Genomic DNA, 19,189 nt, shown 5'->3' on the forward strand with positions numbered 1-19,189 from the left:
GTCACCAGCGTACCAGAACTTTCTCGATACCGCCGACGAGCAGACCTTCACGCCGCGGCAGCTCCTCCGGTTTCACCGCGAGCTCGAGCGTCGGCAGGCGCTTCAAGAGCACCTGCAGCGTCGTCTGGAGCTCCGTCCGCGCGAGCGCCTGCCCGAGGCACGAATGCGGGCCCGCGCCGAACGTGATGTGCGCGTTCGGCGCGCGATCGAGCTTCATTTCGCCCGCGCCCTCGAAGAACGACTCGTCGCGGTTCGCCGAGGACATGCTGCAGACCACGGTCGTCCCGCGCGGCAATGGCTGGCCCGCGACCTCGGTGTCCTCCGAGATGAACCGGGGCAAACCGAAGCCCATGTTCGCGTCGAAGCGCAGGGATTCCTCCACGGCCGTGCGGATGAGCGAGGGATTCGCGAGGAGCTGCTCCCAGCGGCTCCGATCCGCGAGCAGCATCGACATCATCTTCCCGATCATGTTCGAGGTCGTCTCGTGCCCGGCCACCAGGATGCCCTGGCCCGTCATGAGCAGCTCGCGCTCGGTGAGCACGTCCTCCTTGTCGGTGGCCGTGATGAGCTCGCTCAGGAGATCATCGCCGGGGTTTGCCCGCTTCGCGGCGATGTGGCCCATGAAGTATTGGGCAAACTCCATCTGGGCCCGGTTCACCTCCTCCTGGGTGAACTGCGTCATGGTGAGCATCGCATTCGACCAGTACGCGAGTTTGTCGCGGTCGTCCACGGCGATGCCGAGCAGATCGGCGATGACCCAGACGGGCAGCGGGAACGCGAATTCGCTCACGAGATCCGCCGGCGGGCCTTTTTTCACCATCGCGTCGACGAGCTGGTTGGCCATCGCCTCGATCTTCGTCTGCAGCGCCTGGATCCGCTTCACCGTGAACGCGCGGTTGATGAGCCGCCGCCACCGTTGATGCGACTCGCCGCCCGCGAGCGACGCCGCCTCGGGATTCTCGAAGACGCTCCCGCCCTCGTTCGTCGTGATCCGCGCCGCGCCATCCTGCGCGAGGTTGCGGGAAAACCGCGGGTCCGAGAGCACCTGCCGGACGTCGTTGTACCGCGTGAGCAAGACCGCCTTGTCCCCGCTCGGCAGCCGGATATGGGCCACCGGGCACCCCTGCCGCAATTGAGCCCACTCCGCAGGCGGCTCCAGAGCCGACGGCGCACGGAGAGGATAATCCAAGACCTGATCGCTGCTTTCGCTGCTCATGAAGACAACCTCCGCGCTTGGTTCTAAGGCACACGACTTAGAGAGTCAAGTGACTTAAAGCGGAGCCCCCCCGACGAGACGTGGGCCGGCGTGCAGGCGGTCAGGCAACCGCTTCCGCTGCGCCAGGTCTTCTCAAGGCGTGCTTCCGGGATCCGCCGGATCACTGCCCGCGTCGTGCTCGTCGCCGTCGCGGAACCCGTCCTCGTCGCGGTCGAGCCCCAGGCGCTCACCCGAGCCGGGCGGCGTGCAGGTATAGGTCAGCGGCAAGTGGAGCAGGTAGGACACGAGGCGCAGCGTGGCGTCCGCCATCGGGGGAGAGCCCGCGCGATTGCCCGTGAACAGGCCGCCGCCGGCGTACAGATAACCGACCTCGCTGCCGAGCAGGTGTCCCTTCACGACGAGATCGCATTCCCCGGCCTCGGCGCGGCTGCGCAGCAGATTGAGGCGGGCGTGGACGGCCGCGTCGCTCGCGTGGCTCAACGTCACCTGCTGCCCGACGATCGGCGCCATGTTGGAGTCGAACGCGAGCAGGAACGATTCGACCTGCCGGCGCAAGAGCTGGCCGCTCGGGCCGGTCGGGAACCCTTCGGGGTTGAATTCGCTCTCGCCGAAGCCGAAATGCATGAATCGGAAGATGGTGTCGATCATGCCGTCGTGCAGATAGCCGAAGCCGCGCACCTGATCGCCCATGAAGCCATTGTCGCCCGGCTCGATCCCGGGCGCCTCGGCCATGCCGAACATCCCGACCTTCTGGTAGAGGTTGCGGAAATGGGGGACCTTCATCGTCTGCGGCGTCCCCTCGAAGGTGCTGAGGCCCATCGTGCCGAAGAAACCGGGCGCCTCGCTCCCCGGATTGCCCGTGGGATCGAGGGTGTGGCATCCCTCGCAGCTATGCGTGACGTCGGACAGGGGGCCGGTGAAGAACGCCTTCCCCGCTTGCTGATCCGGGGTGAGGGAGTTGTCGAGGTTGCGGATCGGGTTCGGCGGATAGGTGATGCGCAGGACGAAGTCGGTGAATGCGTCCATGTCCGCCTCGGAGAGCTCGGTGTGGCGCCCGAGCAGCTCCACGAAGGCGGGGTTGAATTTCTTGAAAGCCGCGACCTCGTCGAAGATCCCGCTGTCCGGCTGGACGGACGGAGCGTCGTTCCCGCCGGTGCGGTCGCCGCGCCAGTGCATCGGGCCGTGGTTTGCCATGCCGCGCAGGCTCTGCGTGGTCATGGGTCCCTTCAGCGGACGATAATTGGGATTGCCGGGATCCTCGACGAGGAACGGCCCCGGGTTCGTGATGGTGACCGCGTCGGGATTCCCGAGATCCCAAGCGAGGCTATCGAAATCGCCGAACACGTGGCAGCTCGCGCAGGACGAGTCCCCGTGGCTGGAGGACAATTTCGCGTCGTAGAGGAACCTCCGGCCATGGGTGATGCTGGGCGGCTCGGGGTTGTGCATCGGCACGTGGGCCACCTCGGCGCGCGCGGCGGTGTCGATGATGGAGATTGCATTGTCGAAGCTGGTCAGCGCATAGAGGCGGCCGCGCGCCTGATCGAGCACGATCCCCGTGGGCCCACCACCCGAGACGGGGATATGGTCCGACGCCGAGGGCGTGAACGTGTCGTTCTCCAGGGCCGCGGTATTGAAAATGCCGATCTTGCTCGAACCCAGGGCGGCCACGTAGAGCGTCGCGCCGTTGCTGGTGATGGCCATGCCCTGCGGGAGCGCGAGGCTCCGCTCGTTCTCCGTGTTCGGCAGGGGCCCGCAGCAGGTCGCATAATCGATGTGCTTGTTGAGGTGCCGCGGGGCCACGCCGCCCGGACCGAGCACCGTGATATGGCTCTCGTGCAGGTGTCCCCGCAGCGTCTCGCCCGCGAAGATCCCCGCGCCCTCGAACCGCTTGTCGTTTTGCGCGTCGGTGTTGGTGACGTAGACCTTCCCATTCACCGGGTTGACGATCATGTTGTAGAGAATGGTGCCGACGCCGGTGTAAAACCCCGACGCGCCGGCCCGTTGTGCCGGCGGATTGGCGAGGGCGTCGATGACGAAGACGTCCTCGTCGGGCAGCGAAAAGCGCACCTCGTCGTCCCAGGGCCGGCCGATGTGATCGACCCAGTGGACGCCGTCGTACTTGACGATGATGCTGGTCTCGGGCTGGGGCAGGCCCTCGAAATTCGTGTTGGGCGCGGGCACGCCGCCGGCCGATTCGCCGCCGTCGGGCACGAGGAGGTCGCTGACGACCGTGGTGCGGTTGCCGGAGTGGAAGGCCGCGGCATACACCTTGGCGCCGTCGGGGGAGACGGCGAGCGCGCGCGGCGTGTCGCTGAAGAGGGTCACGATGGTGAGCGGCGTTCCGCCGAGGGGCGCGCCGAGCGCATTCGCATCGAAGACCCAGACGTCGGCGCGGCCGATGCCGGGCGTCGTGAGCTGGGGATCGCTCGGGCGATTCTGGCCCCGGTGGGCCGTCGTGATGAACGCGCGCCGGCGGTTTGGCCCTGCGAAGACGATATCGCGGGGTTCGTCGCCCACGAGCAGCGTGCGCGCCACCCGCGCGTGCGCCGGATCGCTCACGTCGACGACGCTGACGCTGTCCGAGAGATGATTGACGACCCAAACCTCGTCATCGTTCCGCGGCGCGACGGCGACGGGCTCGAGCCCCACGGGCACCGAGCCGACGTGCGACAGGCCGCTTTTCTTGATGCGGAAGATCTCGAGGCGGCCATCGGGCGTATTGACCGCGAAGAGGTGCTTGCCATCGGTCGAGAGCGCGAGGGGACGCACTTGACCACTTTCGAAGAGGGTATACGACGAGGCGGCGTGGGCGAGGGTGGGGGCGGCGAGGGGGACGGCGAGCCCTGCGAGCGCGAGGGCTTTGCGCAGCAATCCAGATCCAGTCATCACCTTTTCCTTGCGAGTGTCGAGGGGCGGGCGCCGGCAAAGCGCCGGAGTGCGTGTTCGACCCCGCTCTGCAGCGTGCTACGGGTGACGAGCCCACGCAAATCGGTCCCGAGCTCGACGAGCGTGCGCGCAATCTCCGGCCGGATACCGGTGAGCACGACCTCCGCCCCGAGGAGCGCCACCGCCTGCGCCGCCTGGATCAGCCCATTGGCGACCTCCGTATCCACCACGGGGACGCCCGTCACGTCGAGGATCGCGACCGTCGCCCGATGCGCCATCACCCCCTGGAGCAGCGTCTCGATGACCTGCTGCGCGCGCGCGCCGTTCACGTTGCCGATGAGCGGCATGACCACCACGCTTTCGGCGATGGGGATGAGCGGCGTCGACAGGGCGCGCAGGGTCTCCTCCTGCATGCGAATGATCTCCGCCTGGAGACGCATGTTTTCGGCCTCGGCGCGCTGCGTCTGTTCGATGGCCCGCTTTGCCTGCTGCTGCGAGGTGACATCGATGTTGAACTCGACCACGTACTCGGTCCCGTCGTCGCCGTGGATGGGAATGTAGGTGGTCTCCGTCCACACCACGCGATCGTCGACGGTCGCCAGCGTGGACCCCGAGGTATCGTAGGAGGTCGGCGGCATCGTGATGTTCGTGTGCTCGGCGGCCGCCCGCTCGAAATTGGCGACGAACCCCATCGATATCGATGCCGGATCGGTCAGGATGTTGAATTTTCCGATGATCTCTTCTCGCACACCCCCGATGACGTCCAGGGAATTGCGATTCATCGCGACCGACAGGCCATCCCGCCGGTAGACACCCAGGCCCACGGGGATGGCATCGAAGATCTTACGATAGGGAACGCGGCGCTCGTGCTCGGTGAGAGTGTCCTCCAGCACCTCGCGCTCGGCGAGCGCACGCTCGAGCTCGTCCACACGAGCGCGCAGGGCCGCGTTCTCGACTCGTAAGGTTTCGTAGGTCGGCTGGTCGTTCACGCTCAGGCTCCTCCATGGCCGCGCCCGGCCGGCATCCTCGGTTTGCACTGCCAACGGCCAGACGTCGGCAACGTACAGTATCCGAGATGAATGCTGGCGAGAAAGGGAATCCGCGCGGTATTGGGAAGGAGCTGTGTCTCCGACACGACGTGAGGAATGCAAAGCGACAGACGATTGACGCTCTCGCCGCCGCTAAAGTGAAAGCTCCGCCACGCCGTCCTGGAACCGGATCCTCGCCAGCATCATTTTCTCCTGCAGCGCCACGAGGTCGATCGTCGCCTTCGAGATCCGATCACTCACCTCCTGCATCTTCTTCTCGAGGCTCTGCATCAAGGGCCCGCCGCTCTTCACCACCTTCAGCGTGACGATCTGCGCGTGCAGCTCGTCGAGCCGCTGTCGATACTCGGCGAGCTCCTCCCGGGTCGTCGTGATCCGCTGCTCCACGTTCCCCATTTCCTTGTGCAGATCGAGGAGCGCCCCCACGCTCTCCTTGAGCTTCCCGCTCACCGCCGGGCCCGACAGGTACACGCGCACCATCTCCATCCCGACGTCGCTCCGCAGATCCGTCGTCCGGAACACCGGCGTCTCCTCGTCGATATCGACGTCCACCTTCTCGCCCGGCCCGATCTCCACGCGGAACAGATACGACTCGCCCATCCGCTCCCGCGAAGTCGGCGCTTTCGCCAAGGTATACCCCTTCGCCACGTTATGCCGCACGTACACCGTCGCCTTGTCCTGCGATCGGTTCGTCATGACGAGCGTCTTCCGCCGCGTGTGCTTCACCTCCGTCGAGAACACGCCCCGCTGCACCGAGAGGATCCGCGTGATCGCGTCGGACTCGTCGTCCTTGCGCTCCACCACGATCTGCCGGTCGAGCGCGAATGGGATGAACGCGAACGAGCGCGCCGGGATCGGATCACTCATGCCCTCGCCGATGAACCGGCCCTCGCCGAACACGGTCACCGGCCCGCTCTCCAGCACCGAATCCGTCGGGTTCTTCAGGCGCACCGCCTTGAACGGGAACGTCGTATTGCCGCGCGTGCTCTCCGGATCGTAGAAATACACGAAGCCGCCCTCGGTCTCCGTGCTCAGGATCGAGACCATCGCGCTCGTCGTGCGCGGCACGGTCATCGGCACGGTCGACTCGAAATGCGCCGTGCCGATCGGCTCGCCGCTCGTCGCCGCGGCCGGATCGAGGCTCGCCGTCTTTTGCATCTGCGCCTCCGTATCGGCCGACTCCACGATGCTCACGCCACCCTTGCGCCCCTCCTGCATTCCATTGCCCACCGCCGTGATTTGCATCGCCGGGAGCCCCGCGCGGATGAGCTGCTCGCGCGCGCGATTCGCCCGTGCGAGCGACGCGGCCTGTTTGTCGGCGTCCTTCGCGTCGGCATACCCTTCCACGACGATCTGCTTCTTGTTGCTCCGGTATTTCGCCGCGAGCTGCTCGAGCTGGATCTGCTCCATCGACTTCGGCGGAGGAGGGGGCGGCGCAGGCGCAGGCGCAGCCTCAGGCTCCCTGGGCGCGACCTGCACACCGGGCGCGACGGCGGCGAGGGATTCGAACGAACGGGTGGCGGAGCCAGGCACGACCAGCGGGGCGCGCCTCGTGTAGTCCGAGCTGGCCGTGGAAACCGTGACTTCGCTTGCGGACACCCCGTCGACGACGAAACCATTTTCGGGACTCGTGCTCCCCGCGACATTCGCGAGCCTCGTGTCGTCGAGGTTCGCGAGAATGCGCTTCCCAGGCTGCCCCGGCTGCCCCCCGTGCGTCGCCCCGCCCATCGGCGGCGCCTGCGCAAAGAGGCCGTCCGATTGCAACGTCTCACGCTCGACCACGCGGATGGTTCGCAGATCAAAGCGGAACGAGAGCGCCGAGCTCGACCCGACCCCGAGCTTCACCTGGTTCCAATCCTCGCCCGAGGTGTTGTCGACGACGGCCCAGGCATCGACCTTCATCTTCCCGTCCTTGCCGACGGAGATGCGATAACTCGGCTTCCACGAGGGCGCCTCGGTCACGTACGAGAGCCGGAGCTTGTGCGGCCGCGCGCCCTGAAGCTGGATCTCCATGTTGACGAGGTTTCCCCCCTGCCCGTCGTATGGCTGCCCGGAATACCCGGACCCCACGGTCGGATAAGCGATCGGCGCGGGTTTGCCCGTGGTCGCGTCGACCACGGTGAGCGATTTCAAGAAATCGTCGACCTTGTCGTCGGGGACGCTGAGGCGGAGCGAATCGCCCTCGATCTCCGCGTACCGTTCGAAGTACGCGACGCCATTACGATACACGACGACACGTCCGAGCGTCGTGTCGCTCCGGACGAAGGTCGTGGCATTGCTACAGCCGAGGAGGCAAACAAGGGAGAGGGGGGCGAGAACGTTGCGCATCGGGACACCTCGTGCGAGACGGATGCGGGGCCCTCAGCAGCGATCGTGCCACCCCGCTTTCCCGCGCCGTCGCGGCGTTTCCTCGCCGCGCCCCCCGCGGACGTGGACCCGGCGTCGACAGGTGTGGACTGGTTGTCGACAGATCAGCGGGGCGCGCCGGAGACGCGGCGCTCGCAGGCCTCTTGCTCGGCCCGCGCCGTGGCTTCGGGCACGTTGAGGAGCGCGATCCGCCGCTCGACCGACAGGCAATACGTCGTCGCCGACCACAACTTGGGATCCTCGGTGCCCGTGAGCGGCTCGAGATCCGTCCACACCCACGCGGCCTTGTCGTCCGACGCCGTGACGAGCCGCTTCCCATCGGGGCTGAACACCGCCGAATTCAGCACGAAATCGGAGCCACGCAAGACGAGCGGCTCCCCGCTCCCGTCCGCATTCCAGATCCGCACCGTCTTGTCCTGCGAGGCCGTGACGATACGTTTCCCGTCCGGGCTCCACTCCGCCGAATTCACCCAGTGCTGATGTCCTTCGAGCACCAGCGGCTCCCCGCTCCCGTCCGCATTCCAGATCCGCGCCGTCCGGTCGTGCGACGCCGTGACGATACGCTTCCCATCCGGGCTGAACACCGCGCTCCGCACATTCCCCTGGTGGTCGAGCAAGAGCAGCGGCTCGCCGCTTCCATCCGCGTGAAATACACGAACGGATTTGTCGCGGGACGCCGTCACGATACGCTGGCCGTCGGGGCTCCACGACGCCAGGTTCACCGCGGCCTGATGACCTTGCAAAACGAGCGGCTCGCCGCTGCCGTCGGCATTCCAGATCCGCGCCGTCTTGTCCTCGGAGGCCGTGACGATCCGTCTCCCGTCGGGGCTGAAGGAGGCGGATTTGACTGTGGCCAGGTGGCCTCGAAGCACGAGCGGCTCACCGCTGCCGTCCGCATTCCAGATCCGCGCCGTCTTGTCCTCGGAGGCCGTGACGATCCGTCTCCCGTCGGGGCTCCACTCCGCCCAGTGGACCACATTCTCGTGGCCACGCAAAACCAGGGGTTTGCCCGCGCCGTCCGCATTCCAGACCCGCGCCGTGTTGTCCCACGAGGCCGTCACGATACGCCGGCCGTCGGGGCTGAAGGACGCCCGATAAACCATGCGCTGGTGCCCTTTGAGGAGCAGGGGTCTGCCCGCGCCGTCCGCACTCCAGACCCGCGCCGTCTTGTCCGAGGAGACGGTCACGACAAAATGGCCGTCGGGGCTGTACGACGCCCGTTGAATGGCGTCCTCGTGGCCACGAAAGACCAGAGGATCGCCCGAATTCTCCGCGGTCCACAGGCGCAGGCCCTCGTTCTGGAACGCCGTGAGGATCCGCTCGCCCTCGGACGTGAACGCGAGCGAATACACGCCGTCCCTGTGACCCGTGAGCACCTGGGGCTCGCCCGAGCCGTCCGCATTCCACACCCGAACGGTCTTGTCCCACGAGGCCGTCACGATGTGCTGGCCGTCGGGCCGGAACGTCGCCGAATTGACCGGCGCGAGGTGGCCCCGAAATACCACGGGTTCGCCCGAGCCGTCCGCATTCCACACGCGCGCCGTCTTGTCCTCGGAGGCCGTGACGACACGCGCGCCGTCGGGGCTGAATGCCGCGGAGCGCAAGCTTTGCTCGTGCCCGCGCAGGATCACGGGCTCGCCCGTGCCGTCGCTCCGCCAGATGCGCGCCGTCCTGTCCCGCGACGCCGAGACGAGCCGCGTGCCGTCGGGGCTGAAGGCCACGGATCGGACCGCGTCCTCGTGGCCCGAAAGGATCATCGGGCGGCCGGAGCCGTCGGCATTCCAGATCCGTACGGTCTTGTCCCACGACGCACCTGCAATGCGGCGGCCGTCGGGGCTCCAGGCGACCGATTGCACGGTCTCCGGAGCCCGAAGGAGCAAGGGCTCGCCGCGGCCATCGGCGCTCCACACCCGCACCATGCCGTCCTCCGACGCGGTGGCGATACGTTTGCCGTCGGGGCTGTAGGCCGCGGACATGACGATGGCCGGATGCACGAGCACCACACGGGCCGGCCCGCTCTGGAGCGCCCAGCGCGCGAGCTCCGACCAGCCGCGTGGCACCTCGGGCGGCTCGACCTCGCGCAGGAGCGCGAGCACCGTCGTCGGATCCCCTGAAAGCTCGCGCGCCGCGGCGATACGCGTCGCATTACGCGCCTGCCTCGCCTCGGCCTGCGCGCGCGCCGCCTCCGCGTCCGCGTGCGAGGCCTGCTGATCGGCGCGCCGCGCATGCTCCCCGGCGCGGAGGGCTAGATACGAAAAGACCACCGCAATCGCGCCGAGCAGCGCGATCGACGCCCCGACCAGACGCCGGCGCAGGCCCCGCTCGCGATCGGCGAGCGCCACGACGGCCACGAGATAACGCTCCTCGCGCCTCCCGAGCCGGAACGGCGCGCCCGCTCCCTGCGCGGCGCGGCGTCGCTCCAGCCATTGCCGCGCTTCCTCGGCGGCTCTGTCGCGCCAAACCAGCCCCTCGGCCTCGGCGCTCGCGTCCCATTGCTGGGCTGCGGCGCGCAGGCGCGCCAGAAATTGCGCGTCCTTCTCGTTCTCGTCGAGCCAGTGCCGGAGCTTCGCCCACCGCTCGACCAGCGATTCGTGGACGATCTCGACCGTCGACCCCTCCCAATCGCCGCCCGTCTCGATGACGAGCAGCCGCGCGGCCGCGAGGTGCTGCACGACCTGCTCCGTCGCGTCCCCGCCCTCGGAGAGCTCGCGAAGCTCGGCCAGACTCACGAGCGCGCGCGTGCGCTCGGGCGTGACGAGACGCAGCAGAATCGACCGGGCGAGCGCCTGCTCGGGCCCGGAGAGCGTGGCGAGCACCGCATCCGCGTGCGTGGAGAGCGCCCCCGCCACGCCGCCGAGCGCGCGATAACTCTCGCGGGAGAGCAGCTTGTGCTCGCGATCCCGCGCCTCCCAGAGCTTCGTCGCCGTGAACTGCAAGAGCGGCAAGGCGCTCCGCGTGCTGTCCAGGGTATCGAGCATCTGCTCGACGAGCTCGTCGCCCTCGAATCGATATCCCGCCGCCTCGATGGGCTTCGTGAGCGCCGCGCGCAACCCCTCGCGGCCGAGCGGCGGCAAGAAGACGAGCCCGCGCGTCACCTCGGTCATGAAATGGCGATTGTCGACGAGCCGATCCAGAAAATCCGAGCGCATGGCGAGCACCACGCGCAGCGGCGAGGACGCGTCGTCGGCCGCGCCTTCGAGGCAGGCGAGGAACGCCTTCCATTCGTCCGGGCTCGCGCCGAGGGTATAAAGCTCCTCGAATTGATCGACGAAGAGCAGCACGTGATGATCCGGCCCCGCGCGGCGGCATCGCGCGCGGAGCCGGGCGCCGAAATAGCCGGGGCGGCTGCGCAACATCGTCGCCAGCTCCTCGGCGTCGGTGGTGGGCGGCACGCTCCCTCGAACGTCGGTGGGCGGGTCGGCGATCTGGACCAGCACATCGGCGAGCGCGGTGAGCGGCTTTCGCGCCGGGCGCAGAATGAAGGCCTCCCAGGAGCCCCCCGAGCGCTTCAGCGCAGGGAGAATGCCGGCGCGCACGAACGACGATTTGCCCGCGCCCGACGGTCCGGCCACGACCACGAGCTGCTGGTTGCGCAGGCGCCCGAGCACGCCCGCGATGTCGCGCTCGCGCCCGAAAAACCGCGCGGCGTCCGATTCCTGAAACGCCGAGAGGCCGGCGAACGGATTGTCGTCGTCGGACAGCGCCACCGTGGTCGGCTCGTCCACGAGGGATTCGAGCGCCGTGAGCAGCTCCCGCGCCGATCCGATACGCTCCTCTTTGCGTTTCTTCAGACACCGATCGATGAGCGCGCCGAGGGCCCCGAGGTCCGGGCGTGATTCGAGCACGCTCGGCATGGGCAATTCGAGGACCTGCACGCCGACGAGCCGCGCCATGCTCACCGGCGCGAGCGGGTGCGCGCCCGTGACGAGCTCGTGCAGAATGATCCCGGCGGCCCAGACGTCGCATTGCGGGTCGACGTCGAGCCCCAGCCATTGCTCGGGCGACATGTACGGCGGCGTGCCGACGACCGTCCCGTCCTCCGTCGTCGTGACATCGTCGCCCGGGCGCCGCGGCGCGATCGTCATCGTCCCCGTATCGCCCAGCGTGAAGCGCTTGGCGATGCCGAAATCGAGCACCTTCACCTGCCCGCCGTCGGTGAGGAGGATGTTCTCCGGCTTGAGATCCCGGTGCACGATGCCCATTTCATGCGCGCAGACGAGCGCGCGCAGGACGGGAATCATGATCTCGGCCGCGACACCGGGCGAAACGCCGCTCACGCGCTCGCGCTCCGCCATCCACGCCCGGAGCGTGCGGCCTTCGAGGTATTCGAGCACCATGTAGGGATATCCCTCGAGCTCGTCGACCTCGTAGACGACCACGATGCTCTCGTGCTTGCAGCGCGCCGTGGCCCGCGCCTCGGCCAGAAACCGCCCGGCGCGTCTGCCCGTGTACCCGACGAGGAGCTTGATCGCGCAGAGCCGCGCGAGCCTCGTATCCCGGGCCAAAAACACCCGCCCCATGCCGCCCTGGCCGAGCTCGCGGATGATCTCGTAATGCTTGAGGACGCTGCCGGGATGGAGGGAGAGCGACTCCACCGGAATCGCGGGCGCGCCGAACGCGATCGGCGGCGACGTCGCCGAGACCGTCGAGCGGGACGGCGGCTCCGGATTGGGCCCGGTCACGGCCCGCGCGGTCCGGGCGAATGCGGGATCGTGGTCCGGCTCCCTCGCCGGAGCCTCCTCCGAGCGATCGCGCTGGCTCTCCGGATGGCCCTCCATGCGATCCGTCCCCTAAGGCTCGATCCCGTGGCGCCGGAGCAGGCGATAGAGGTACGTCCGATCCATCCCCGCCGCGCCCGCGGCGCGCGCGACCTTGCCGTCGTGCAGGCGGAGCAGCGCCTTGAAATAACGCCGCTCGAAATCGGCCATCGCGCGCTCCCGCTCCGACGCGTACGGCGCCGTCGGATCCACGACGAACCCCTCCTCCGCCCCGCCGGTGGTCTCCACGGCCGGCTCGATCGTGCGAAGAATCAAGCAACGCTCGACGTAATTGCGCAGCTCGCGCACGTTGCCCGGCCAGGCGCCATTGCGGATCTGGGCCATGAACTCAGGGGTGCGGAGCTGCTCGGCCGCTTCACGCGGCGCGCGGAGGGACGCGATGATCTCCTCGGCCAGCGCGGGGATGTCCTCGGGCCGCCTTCGCAGAGGAGGCATTCCGATCGTGACCACCGCGAGGCGGAAATACAGATCGGCGCGGAATCGGCCGACGTTCACGTCCGTGCGCAGATCCCGGTTCGTCGCGGCGATCACGCGCACGTCGACCGGCCGGTACGCATTCGATCCCACGCGGCGGACCTCCCGCGCCTCGAGCGCGCGGAGCAGCTTCGGTTGCAAGTCGACCGGCAGCTCGCCGACCTCGTCGAGGAAAAGCGTCCCGCCCGACGCCTCCTCGAACGCGCCGACCCGTCGCTCCGTGGCCCCCGTGAACGCGCCTTTTTCGTGCCCGAAGAGCTCGCTTTCGAGCAGGTTTCCGTGGATGGCGCCGCAATCGACGATGACGAACGGGCCCTCGCTGCGGGCGCTCTTCTTGTGAATCGAGTGCGCCGCCTGGCTCTTGCCCGTGCCGGTCTCGCCTTCGAGCAGGACCGTGACGTCGCTCTCCGCCGCGCGTGCGAGCATGGCGAACGTCGCGCGCATGGCCGGCGAGACGCCCGCGAGCGAGCCGAAGCGGGTGTCCTCGGAGAGCGGGAGGCGGTTCGTCTCGGCGGCGAGCTCGAAGCGGATCACGGTTTTCCCGAGCCGGAGGAGGCTGCCGACGCGGAGGAACGCTTCGAGGACCACGACGCCGTCGAGCGCGGTGCCGTTGCGGCTCTTGAGGTCCCGGACGCGGACGCCGGCTTCGTCGATCACGATCTCGCAGTGGAAGCGGGAGACCGTGGGGTCGTCGACGATGAGGTCGTTGCGGTGGTGGGAGCCGATCGAGCAGCGGTCGCCCGTGGACTGCCAGGCGAGGCCACGCGCGGGGCCTTCGACGACCGTGAGGCGGAAGCGGCGGACGGTGCCCTTCGGGGCGGTCTGGCCGTCGGCGTGGGTCAGCGTCGTGGAGTGAGCGGGGCCCTCCGGGGAGTTGCGGTCGCTCTGCTCTTGCCCCGCGGCGCGGCCTCGGCTGGACACGGGGCACGTTTCTACCACAGGCGCGGTGCGGCACGTATGACAAACGCGGGAGCGGAAGCCGGCGCTGCGCAGCCCGGCGGCCCTCGAAACCCGTTCGGCGGCCGCGCCCCTGTGGCATAAACAGATCGCTCGCACCCGCGCCTGGCAGACGAGTGAGTCACCCTGCGTGCAGAGCAGCCGGTCGTCGGCCAATGGGACCCGTACCGGCTGGAGCAGGTCGTGACGAACCTCCTCACGAATGCCATCAAATTCGGGAAAGATAACCCCGTCGAGATCACGATCGATACCAACGGGCAGCTCGCGCGACTCTCGGTGACGGACCACGGGATCGGGATCCCGGCGGAGGTGCAGGCGCGCCTTTCCCTCCGCGCGAACGACTGTCGCCTCCGTGCGAGCGACTGTGTCCTCCGCGCGAGCGGCTGTGTCCTCCGCGCGAACGACTGTGTCCTGCGCGCGAGCGACTGTGCCCTCCGCGCGAGCGACTGTGCCAGCCCGGGGATCCTCTCAGAACCGCTTGCCCGCACCGCCGAGCAGCCGCATCGCGAACGCTGCGGCAACGTCGCTCGCCCTCGGATCGGCGGCATCCTGCTGGCGGAAGAAGTACGTCTCCGCCCCCACCTCGCCGAGAAGGTAAAAACCCGCAGGCAGATCGACCATCACGTCGAGGCCCACGCCCACGTGAGGGGCAAAGCTCGTGCGGGCCGGCGCGACGCCGCGGGTGACGAACGATTCGTACAAGATCGCCGCCCCCGCAGAAATGCCGAGGTCGAGGCTCACGACGGGGAAATCCCAGGCGTGCGCGAGGCGCACCGAGAGGTCGAGCTCGTCGGTATCGGCCGAAAGGGCATCGTTGGCAAAGCCGCCGCGGCAGGCGCCGAGCCGCGGCGTGAGGCTCAAGTGCTCGGTCTCGATCGCGTACCCAACGAAGAAGCCGTGGCAAGACGAAGCGCCCTTCCAGAACGGCGTGCGCAGCCGGTAGCCGGCCTGCGGGCCGTGCACCGCGCCCGCGCGCGCCTGCCCCTTGCGCACGAGGCGCGCGTAGGCGACCTGCGTCAGCGCGTCGTCCCGCAGCACGGCCGCCTGGCCGGCGCTCAGCGTGATCGTGCCCTCCAGAAGGTAGTCCTTGTCGCGACCGCGCACGAAGTAGGTGCCGGGCTTCACGCTGATCTTCCGCGCGGCATCGCGCGCCGAGACCTCGGCGACCACCGGCCCTCCGCTGCTCCCCCCGAAGAGCAGGTACGATCGGCCCGCGGGCAGCTCCAGGGTCGCGCGGCCCGAGGCCCCGGCCGGGAGCGAGGTCAGTAGGACCTTGCCCTGCCCGCGCAGCTCGTAGCGGAACGTCGGGTGCTGCGTGCCCGCGAGCGTGCGGCTCGAAGCGCGCAGGGTGTTGTCGTAGGCGTGGTCGTACGCCTCTTCCAGCTCGACGAAGCCATCGCCGTTGTCGTCCGCGGCGCCCATCAGCCCGGACACGAAGTAATGGGTGAAAAACGAGCCCTTGAGGGCATCGGACTCCTGCGCGTCCTCATTGGCCGAGCTCGCCGTGAGAAAGACGACGCCCTCGCCCGCGAGGCGGCCGTCGATGCGGATGTCGACCTGCGCCGCGGGGCTGCCCCCCTTCACCCGCGTGAGCGCGCCGGATCGGCAAGCGTCGAGGACGAGCACGCGGAAGCTCGCGGCCGAGCCACGCACGAGCTGCTCGATCTGCGCCAGATCGAGCGTGGTCCTGCCGAGGTGCAGCGCCGTCGCGTCGGCGTGCCCCGAGTAATACACGACGGCGATGATCTGGACGTCCGGAGCCGCGGCCTGGCGGATCCGATCGTTCATCGCGATCAGCGTGGCGCGGACGGTGTCGGCGCCCTCGCCCCGGAGCAGCACCATGTTCGCCGGCGGAAAGCCGCCGAGGTCCTTGAGCACCTCGTGCACCCGTTCCGCGTCGGACTCGGCGTAACGCAGCTCGACGTCGCCCGCCGCGCCCGCGTTGTTGCCGATGATCACGGCAAAGCGCTCGATGCGCGCCCAAGCGAAGGCAGGCTGGAGCAGGGTCGCGAGGAAGATGCCGAGGATCCAGAGAGCCTTCATGGTGCCGGCCGCTTGACGAAGGAGACGCGATCGACCTCGCAGCCGGCGGGCATCGGCGGGCTGTCCGGCGTGGCCTCGAAGGCGACGCGCAGAGGTTCGAGCTCGATCGGATCGGCGCAGAAGAGGGCGTATGTGGTCTCCGCGCCGAGGACGGCGTCGAGCACCGTGCTCTGTTCGAGCGGCACGTCGTTGCCACGCGTGATGCGCACGGCCCGCGGCGCGGTGGGGTAATAGACGCTGGCCTTGCGCGCGCCGTCGACGCTGATCAGGGCGAAATACGCGTCGTCGCGCTGCATTGTGTACGTGAACTGGAGGGTATCGCCGGGGTAGACGATCTCGCCGGCCGCGCCGGGCGTCACCGCGTCGCCGTGCTTCACGTAGAAGCCGACGCGGGGGCGGCCCTTGATGCGGGTGCCTGGCTCGCCCGCATCGTCGCCGGGAGGCCGCGCCCGGAACCAGAACGCGAACGCGGCGGCGGCGGCGAGCACCACGGCGACCCGCGGGGCCCACCGGGCGAGGCGCCGCACCTCGGCCGACGGGCGCGCGGCCGGGAGCGGGGGCAGATCGGCGAGGAAGGCCGCGCGGCCCGCCTCGATCTCGGCGAGGCGCGCCTTGCAGCGCGCGCAACCTTCGAGGTGGACGCGCGCCTCGCCCCCGGCCGCGGCGTCGAGCTCGCCCGCGACGAGGCGGTCGAGGCGCAGATCGGAGAGGCAGCTCTCCGGTCGTGATCGCGTCAGGACAGGTCGCACGGTTCACCCTCCTCGTGGGATGCGGCCCACGTCTTCAGCCGATCGAGCAGGTTGCCGACATGCCGGCGCGAGCAGCCCATGACGGCGGCGATCTCCTCGTGGGTCATGTCGTCGAGGTAGTAGTAGACGGCGGCCGTCGCGAGGTCCTCGGGCAGCTTGGCGAGCAGATCGCGCACGAGCGCGCTGGCCTCGGCCGAGGGCGGCACGGCGTCGGCGCGGGCGGGCGCGACGCGCTCGTGGAGGAGCCGGGAGCGCGTCTTCCCATCGCGTAGCTTGTTCAGGCAAAGGTTCGTCGTGGCGCTGTAGAGCCACGTCGTGAGCGAGCTCGTCCCCTGGAACTGCTCGGGGCGCTCGAGGAGCGAGGCGAAGACCTCCTGCAACGCCTCGCGCGCGTCGGCCTCGTTGCCGAGGAGACGCGCGGCGCGGCGGAGCACCGAGTGCCCGTGCGCCCGATAGACTTGCTCGATGCTCTGCCGTCCCAGCATGCCGCCCGTTCAATACCAGTCGATGCCCTGCGTCGGCTCGCCGAGACGCACCTCGATGGAGGTGCCGAACCCGTTCGGCGCCTCGCGGAAGGTATCCTTCCCGCTGCCGCAGTCCGGCTCCGGATTCCCCGTCTCGCAATCGGCGGTGCACGCGTCGAAGTCGCTCCCGGAGGACATCTGCGAGCACTGGTCATAGCAGTCGTTGAGGGCGTCGCTGTACATCTCGTAGCACGCCTGGATCGCCGCCTTCTCCTCGGGGGTTTTCCGAACGACCTCCATCAGGTGGTACCCGGGCGAGGGCCGGCCGCCGAGGAGGCCCTCCCAGATGCTGTTCGGCTCGAGCTCGTGGTCGATGTACACGAGGACGTGGTCCTCGCTCATGCCGAGCATGTTGGCCTCGACTTGCTCGAAGCTCGTGATGGCCCCTTCGGTCGTGCCCGGCTCGACCGCGAGGATCAGAGCCAGGCCGACCTTGTCTCCACCCGTCTCCTCCGCGGTGATGAGCGCGGCCTCGGGCGGAGGCGTGAAGATCGGCAGCGTGAAGCTCGCGGGAAATTGGCCGCTCACGGCCGCGCTCGTCCCGAAGAGGCCGTCCGGGTTTTTCTGGGGCAGCGCCCAGATCAGGGCCACATCGGCGGTCGAGACCGCGCTCCCGTCGTTGACGACGGAGCCCTGCACGGTGGCGATGGGCTCCCCCTGGTAGGCCGGATCGGCCTGCGATTCGCAGCCCGCGGCGGCGAGGGAGGCGAAGGCGAACGTGGCGAACGTGACAAGCGAAAGACGATGCAAGTTCATGGGCGGCGCTCCTTCGTTGAGGTTGCCGTGTCGCCCCTTTGGGAACGCGAGGCCGCGGCGATGGCACGGCCGCCGAAAAAAAATCTCGCCCCGGGGGTCCCGTCCATGTCGTGCGGCTCGCGCCCTCGCCCCTCGCCCGCCACGGGCCTTTCCCACCTCAATCGAGCCGCAAGAGATAAACCGCCATCGCGCATCCAATCAGTGCGAGCAGGACCGAAAGCAACACGCCCATCGAAACGGGGTGTGCGCGCGGCGTCTCGCCGCGGTTGTACCGGACGATGAAGCGCGCGTGCTGGAGCGCCGCGACGACGTTCACGACGAGACCCAGCACCACGAGCGCAATGCCGACCGCCTGCGACGTGTGCGCCGGATGCGCGGGCGGAATGCCGCGGGTCGCGGCGAGCTCGCGGAGGAAAATCCCGAACCGGGCCACGACGAACCCGAACCCCATCATGGCGAGGCCGGTGCGCAGCCACGCGAGCAACGTGCGCTCGGCGGCGAGAGGAATCCGCAGATCGTAATCGGCGCGGGGAGGCGGCTCCGGCATGGCCTCCCCGCCTACCACCGTTCGGATCGCGCGGCCACGCAGAGGGGCCTGCGAGAGCTCGAATGCGCGGTCTGCCGCCCCCGCGAACCCTTGACACCCGCGAGAGGCTTTGTCTTCCTACCGCGCCATGATCTGGAGAACAGGAACGTTCGCGCTTCTCTTCGCAGCTTGCGCATCGAGCACGCCGCCGGACAAAACGTCGGCCGCGACGGACAAACCCGCGGCGGCGGCGCTCGCGCCGGCCGAGCGGGAGGAGCTCGCGCGGCAGTTCCGGCAAGACGAGGCCGAGGACGCCTACAAGTGGAAGCTTCAGACGTTCGTGCATCCGGTCGTCTGCGCGGACCGGCAGGGTCGCTCCGGGGATGCGTGGATCATGATTCAGGACGGGAAGGTCGTGAAGGCGGGCATCGAGGACGGCTCCCCCGACAACGCGGTCGATCTCACCCCGCAGCTCGCCGGAAAGGCCGTGCCGCCGGTGCCGGCCAAGTGGGAGAAGCTCTTTGCGGGCGGCGAGGCGGTCTACTTCTCCTGGAGCTGCATGTGATCACCATGAAAAAACACGCCTTTGCCTCCGCCGTCGTCGCCCTCGTTTTGGGCGCCGCCCTCGGGTGTAGCAACACGACGCCCGCGCCGGTCGACAGCGGCGCCGCGCCGGATCGCAAGGCCGCGCCCGCGCCCTCCTGCGCGGCGGGCACGTTCGCGAACAACGAGGGTCAGTGCATCAAAGAATGCGCGACCGACGCCGACTGCGCGCCCAACCAGGCCTGCGAGGATGTGCGTTTCATCGAGAAAGACGGCAGCATGGGCCCGCTCATGGGCAAGGGCTGCCAGGGCCCCTGACAGCCT

The 19,189-nt window shown here is 68.7% G+C and carries 13 protein-coding genes and 1 pseudogene; 3 read left to right on the top strand and 11 right to left on the bottom strand.

What is annotated here, in order from left to right:
* Position 1 precedes the first annotated feature (1 nt).
* The 6 genes from QHF84_RS31650 to QHF84_RS31675 form a co-directional block, all read right to left on the bottom strand.
* Positions 2-1,216 (bottom strand): cytochrome P450, encoded by a 1,215-nt coding sequence (locus QHF84_RS31650; protein WP_281317211.1) that lies wholly within the window; start codon positions 1,214-1,216, stop codon positions 2-4.
* 132 nt (positions 1,217-1,348) lie between these two features.
* Complete coding sequence (locus tag QHF84_RS31655; RefSeq protein ID WP_281317212.1) at positions 1,349-4,102, bottom strand: beta-propeller fold lactonase family protein; 2,754 nt, start codon at positions 4,100-4,102, stop codon at positions 1,349-1,351.
* Complete coding sequence (locus QHF84_RS31660) at positions 4,102-5,031, bottom strand: STAS domain-containing protein (protein ID WP_281317213.1); 930 nt, start codon at positions 5,029-5,031, stop codon at positions 4,102-4,104. The genes QHF84_RS31655 and QHF84_RS31660 overlap by 1 nt, the downstream gene beginning before the upstream one ends.
* Positions 5,032-5,283: 252 nt before the next feature.
* Entirely contained in the window at positions 5,284-7,476 is a 2,193-nt protein-coding gene (locus QHF84_RS31665) for a DUF4139 domain-containing protein (protein ID WP_281317214.1), read from the bottom strand.
* Positions 7,477-7,619: 143 nt separating this feature from the next.
* Positions 7,620-12,293, bottom strand: a complete 4,674-nt coding sequence (locus QHF84_RS31670) for a protein kinase (RefSeq protein WP_281317215.1) — start codon at positions 12,291-12,293, stop codon at positions 7,620-7,622.
* A gap of 12 nt (positions 12,294-12,305) precedes the next feature.
* A complete protein-coding gene (locus QHF84_RS31675) occupies positions 12,306-13,610 on the bottom strand; it encodes a sigma 54-interacting transcriptional regulator (RefSeq protein ID WP_348652903.1) in 1,305 nt (434 codons plus the stop codon).
* A gap of 285 nt (positions 13,611-13,895) precedes the next feature.
* On the opposite strand from QHF84_RS31675, the pseudogene QHF84_RS31680 reads away from it, so the two are divergent.
* Positions 13,896-14,036: pseudogene (locus QHF84_RS31680) on the top strand (ATP-binding protein); the annotation flags it as partial.
* A 156-nt stretch (positions 14,037-14,192) separates the two neighbouring features.
* On the opposite strand, the gene QHF84_RS31685 reads toward QHF84_RS31680, so the two are convergent.
* From QHF84_RS31685 to QHF84_RS31705, 5 genes are all read right to left on the bottom strand, one after another.
* Positions 14,193-15,767, bottom strand: coding sequence for a caspase family protein (locus QHF84_RS31685; RefSeq protein ID WP_281317217.1), 1,575 nt, complete (start codon positions 15,765-15,767; stop codon positions 14,193-14,195).
* Complete coding sequence (locus tag QHF84_RS31690; protein ID WP_281317218.1) at positions 15,764-16,516, bottom strand: DUF4384 domain-containing protein; 753 nt, start codon at positions 16,514-16,516, stop codon at positions 15,764-15,766. Before QHF84_RS31690 ends, QHF84_RS31685 begins: the two co-directional genes overlap by 4 nt.
* Positions 16,501-17,001 (bottom strand): RNA polymerase sigma factor, encoded by a 501-nt coding sequence (locus QHF84_RS31695; protein WP_281317219.1) that lies wholly within the window; start codon positions 16,999-17,001, stop codon positions 16,501-16,503. The genes QHF84_RS31690 and QHF84_RS31695 overlap by 16 nt, the downstream gene beginning before the upstream one ends.
* A 9-nt stretch (positions 17,002-17,010) precedes the next feature.
* Entirely contained in the window at positions 17,011-17,796 is a 786-nt protein-coding gene (locus QHF84_RS31700; RefSeq protein WP_281317220.1) for a hypothetical protein, read from the bottom strand.
* A gap of 157 nt (positions 17,797-17,953) precedes the next feature.
* The gene (locus QHF84_RS31705; protein WP_281317221.1) at positions 17,954-18,343 is read right to left on the bottom strand and encodes a DUF202 domain-containing protein; all 390 of its coding nucleotides are present in this window, start codon (positions 18,341-18,343) and stop codon (positions 17,954-17,956) included.
* 127 nt (positions 18,344-18,470) lie between these two features.
* Between QHF84_RS31705 and QHF84_RS31710 the strand changes: the two genes are divergently transcribed.
* Positions 18,471-18,887: a hypothetical protein gene (locus QHF84_RS31710; RefSeq protein ID WP_281317222.1), complete on the top strand. Its 417-nt coding sequence runs from the start codon at positions 18,471-18,473 to the stop codon at positions 18,885-18,887.
* Between the two features lie 5 nt (positions 18,888-18,892).
* Positions 18,893-19,183: a hypothetical protein gene (locus tag QHF84_RS31715; protein ID WP_281317223.1), complete on the top strand. Its 291-nt coding sequence runs from the start codon at positions 18,893-18,895 to the stop codon at positions 19,181-19,183.
* Positions 19,184-19,189: the final 6 nt, after the last annotated feature.

This window comes from Polyangium sp. y55x31, from assembly GCF_029946505.1.
Lineage (GTDB): Bacteria > Myxococcota_A > Polyangia > Polyangiales > Polyangiaceae > Polyangium.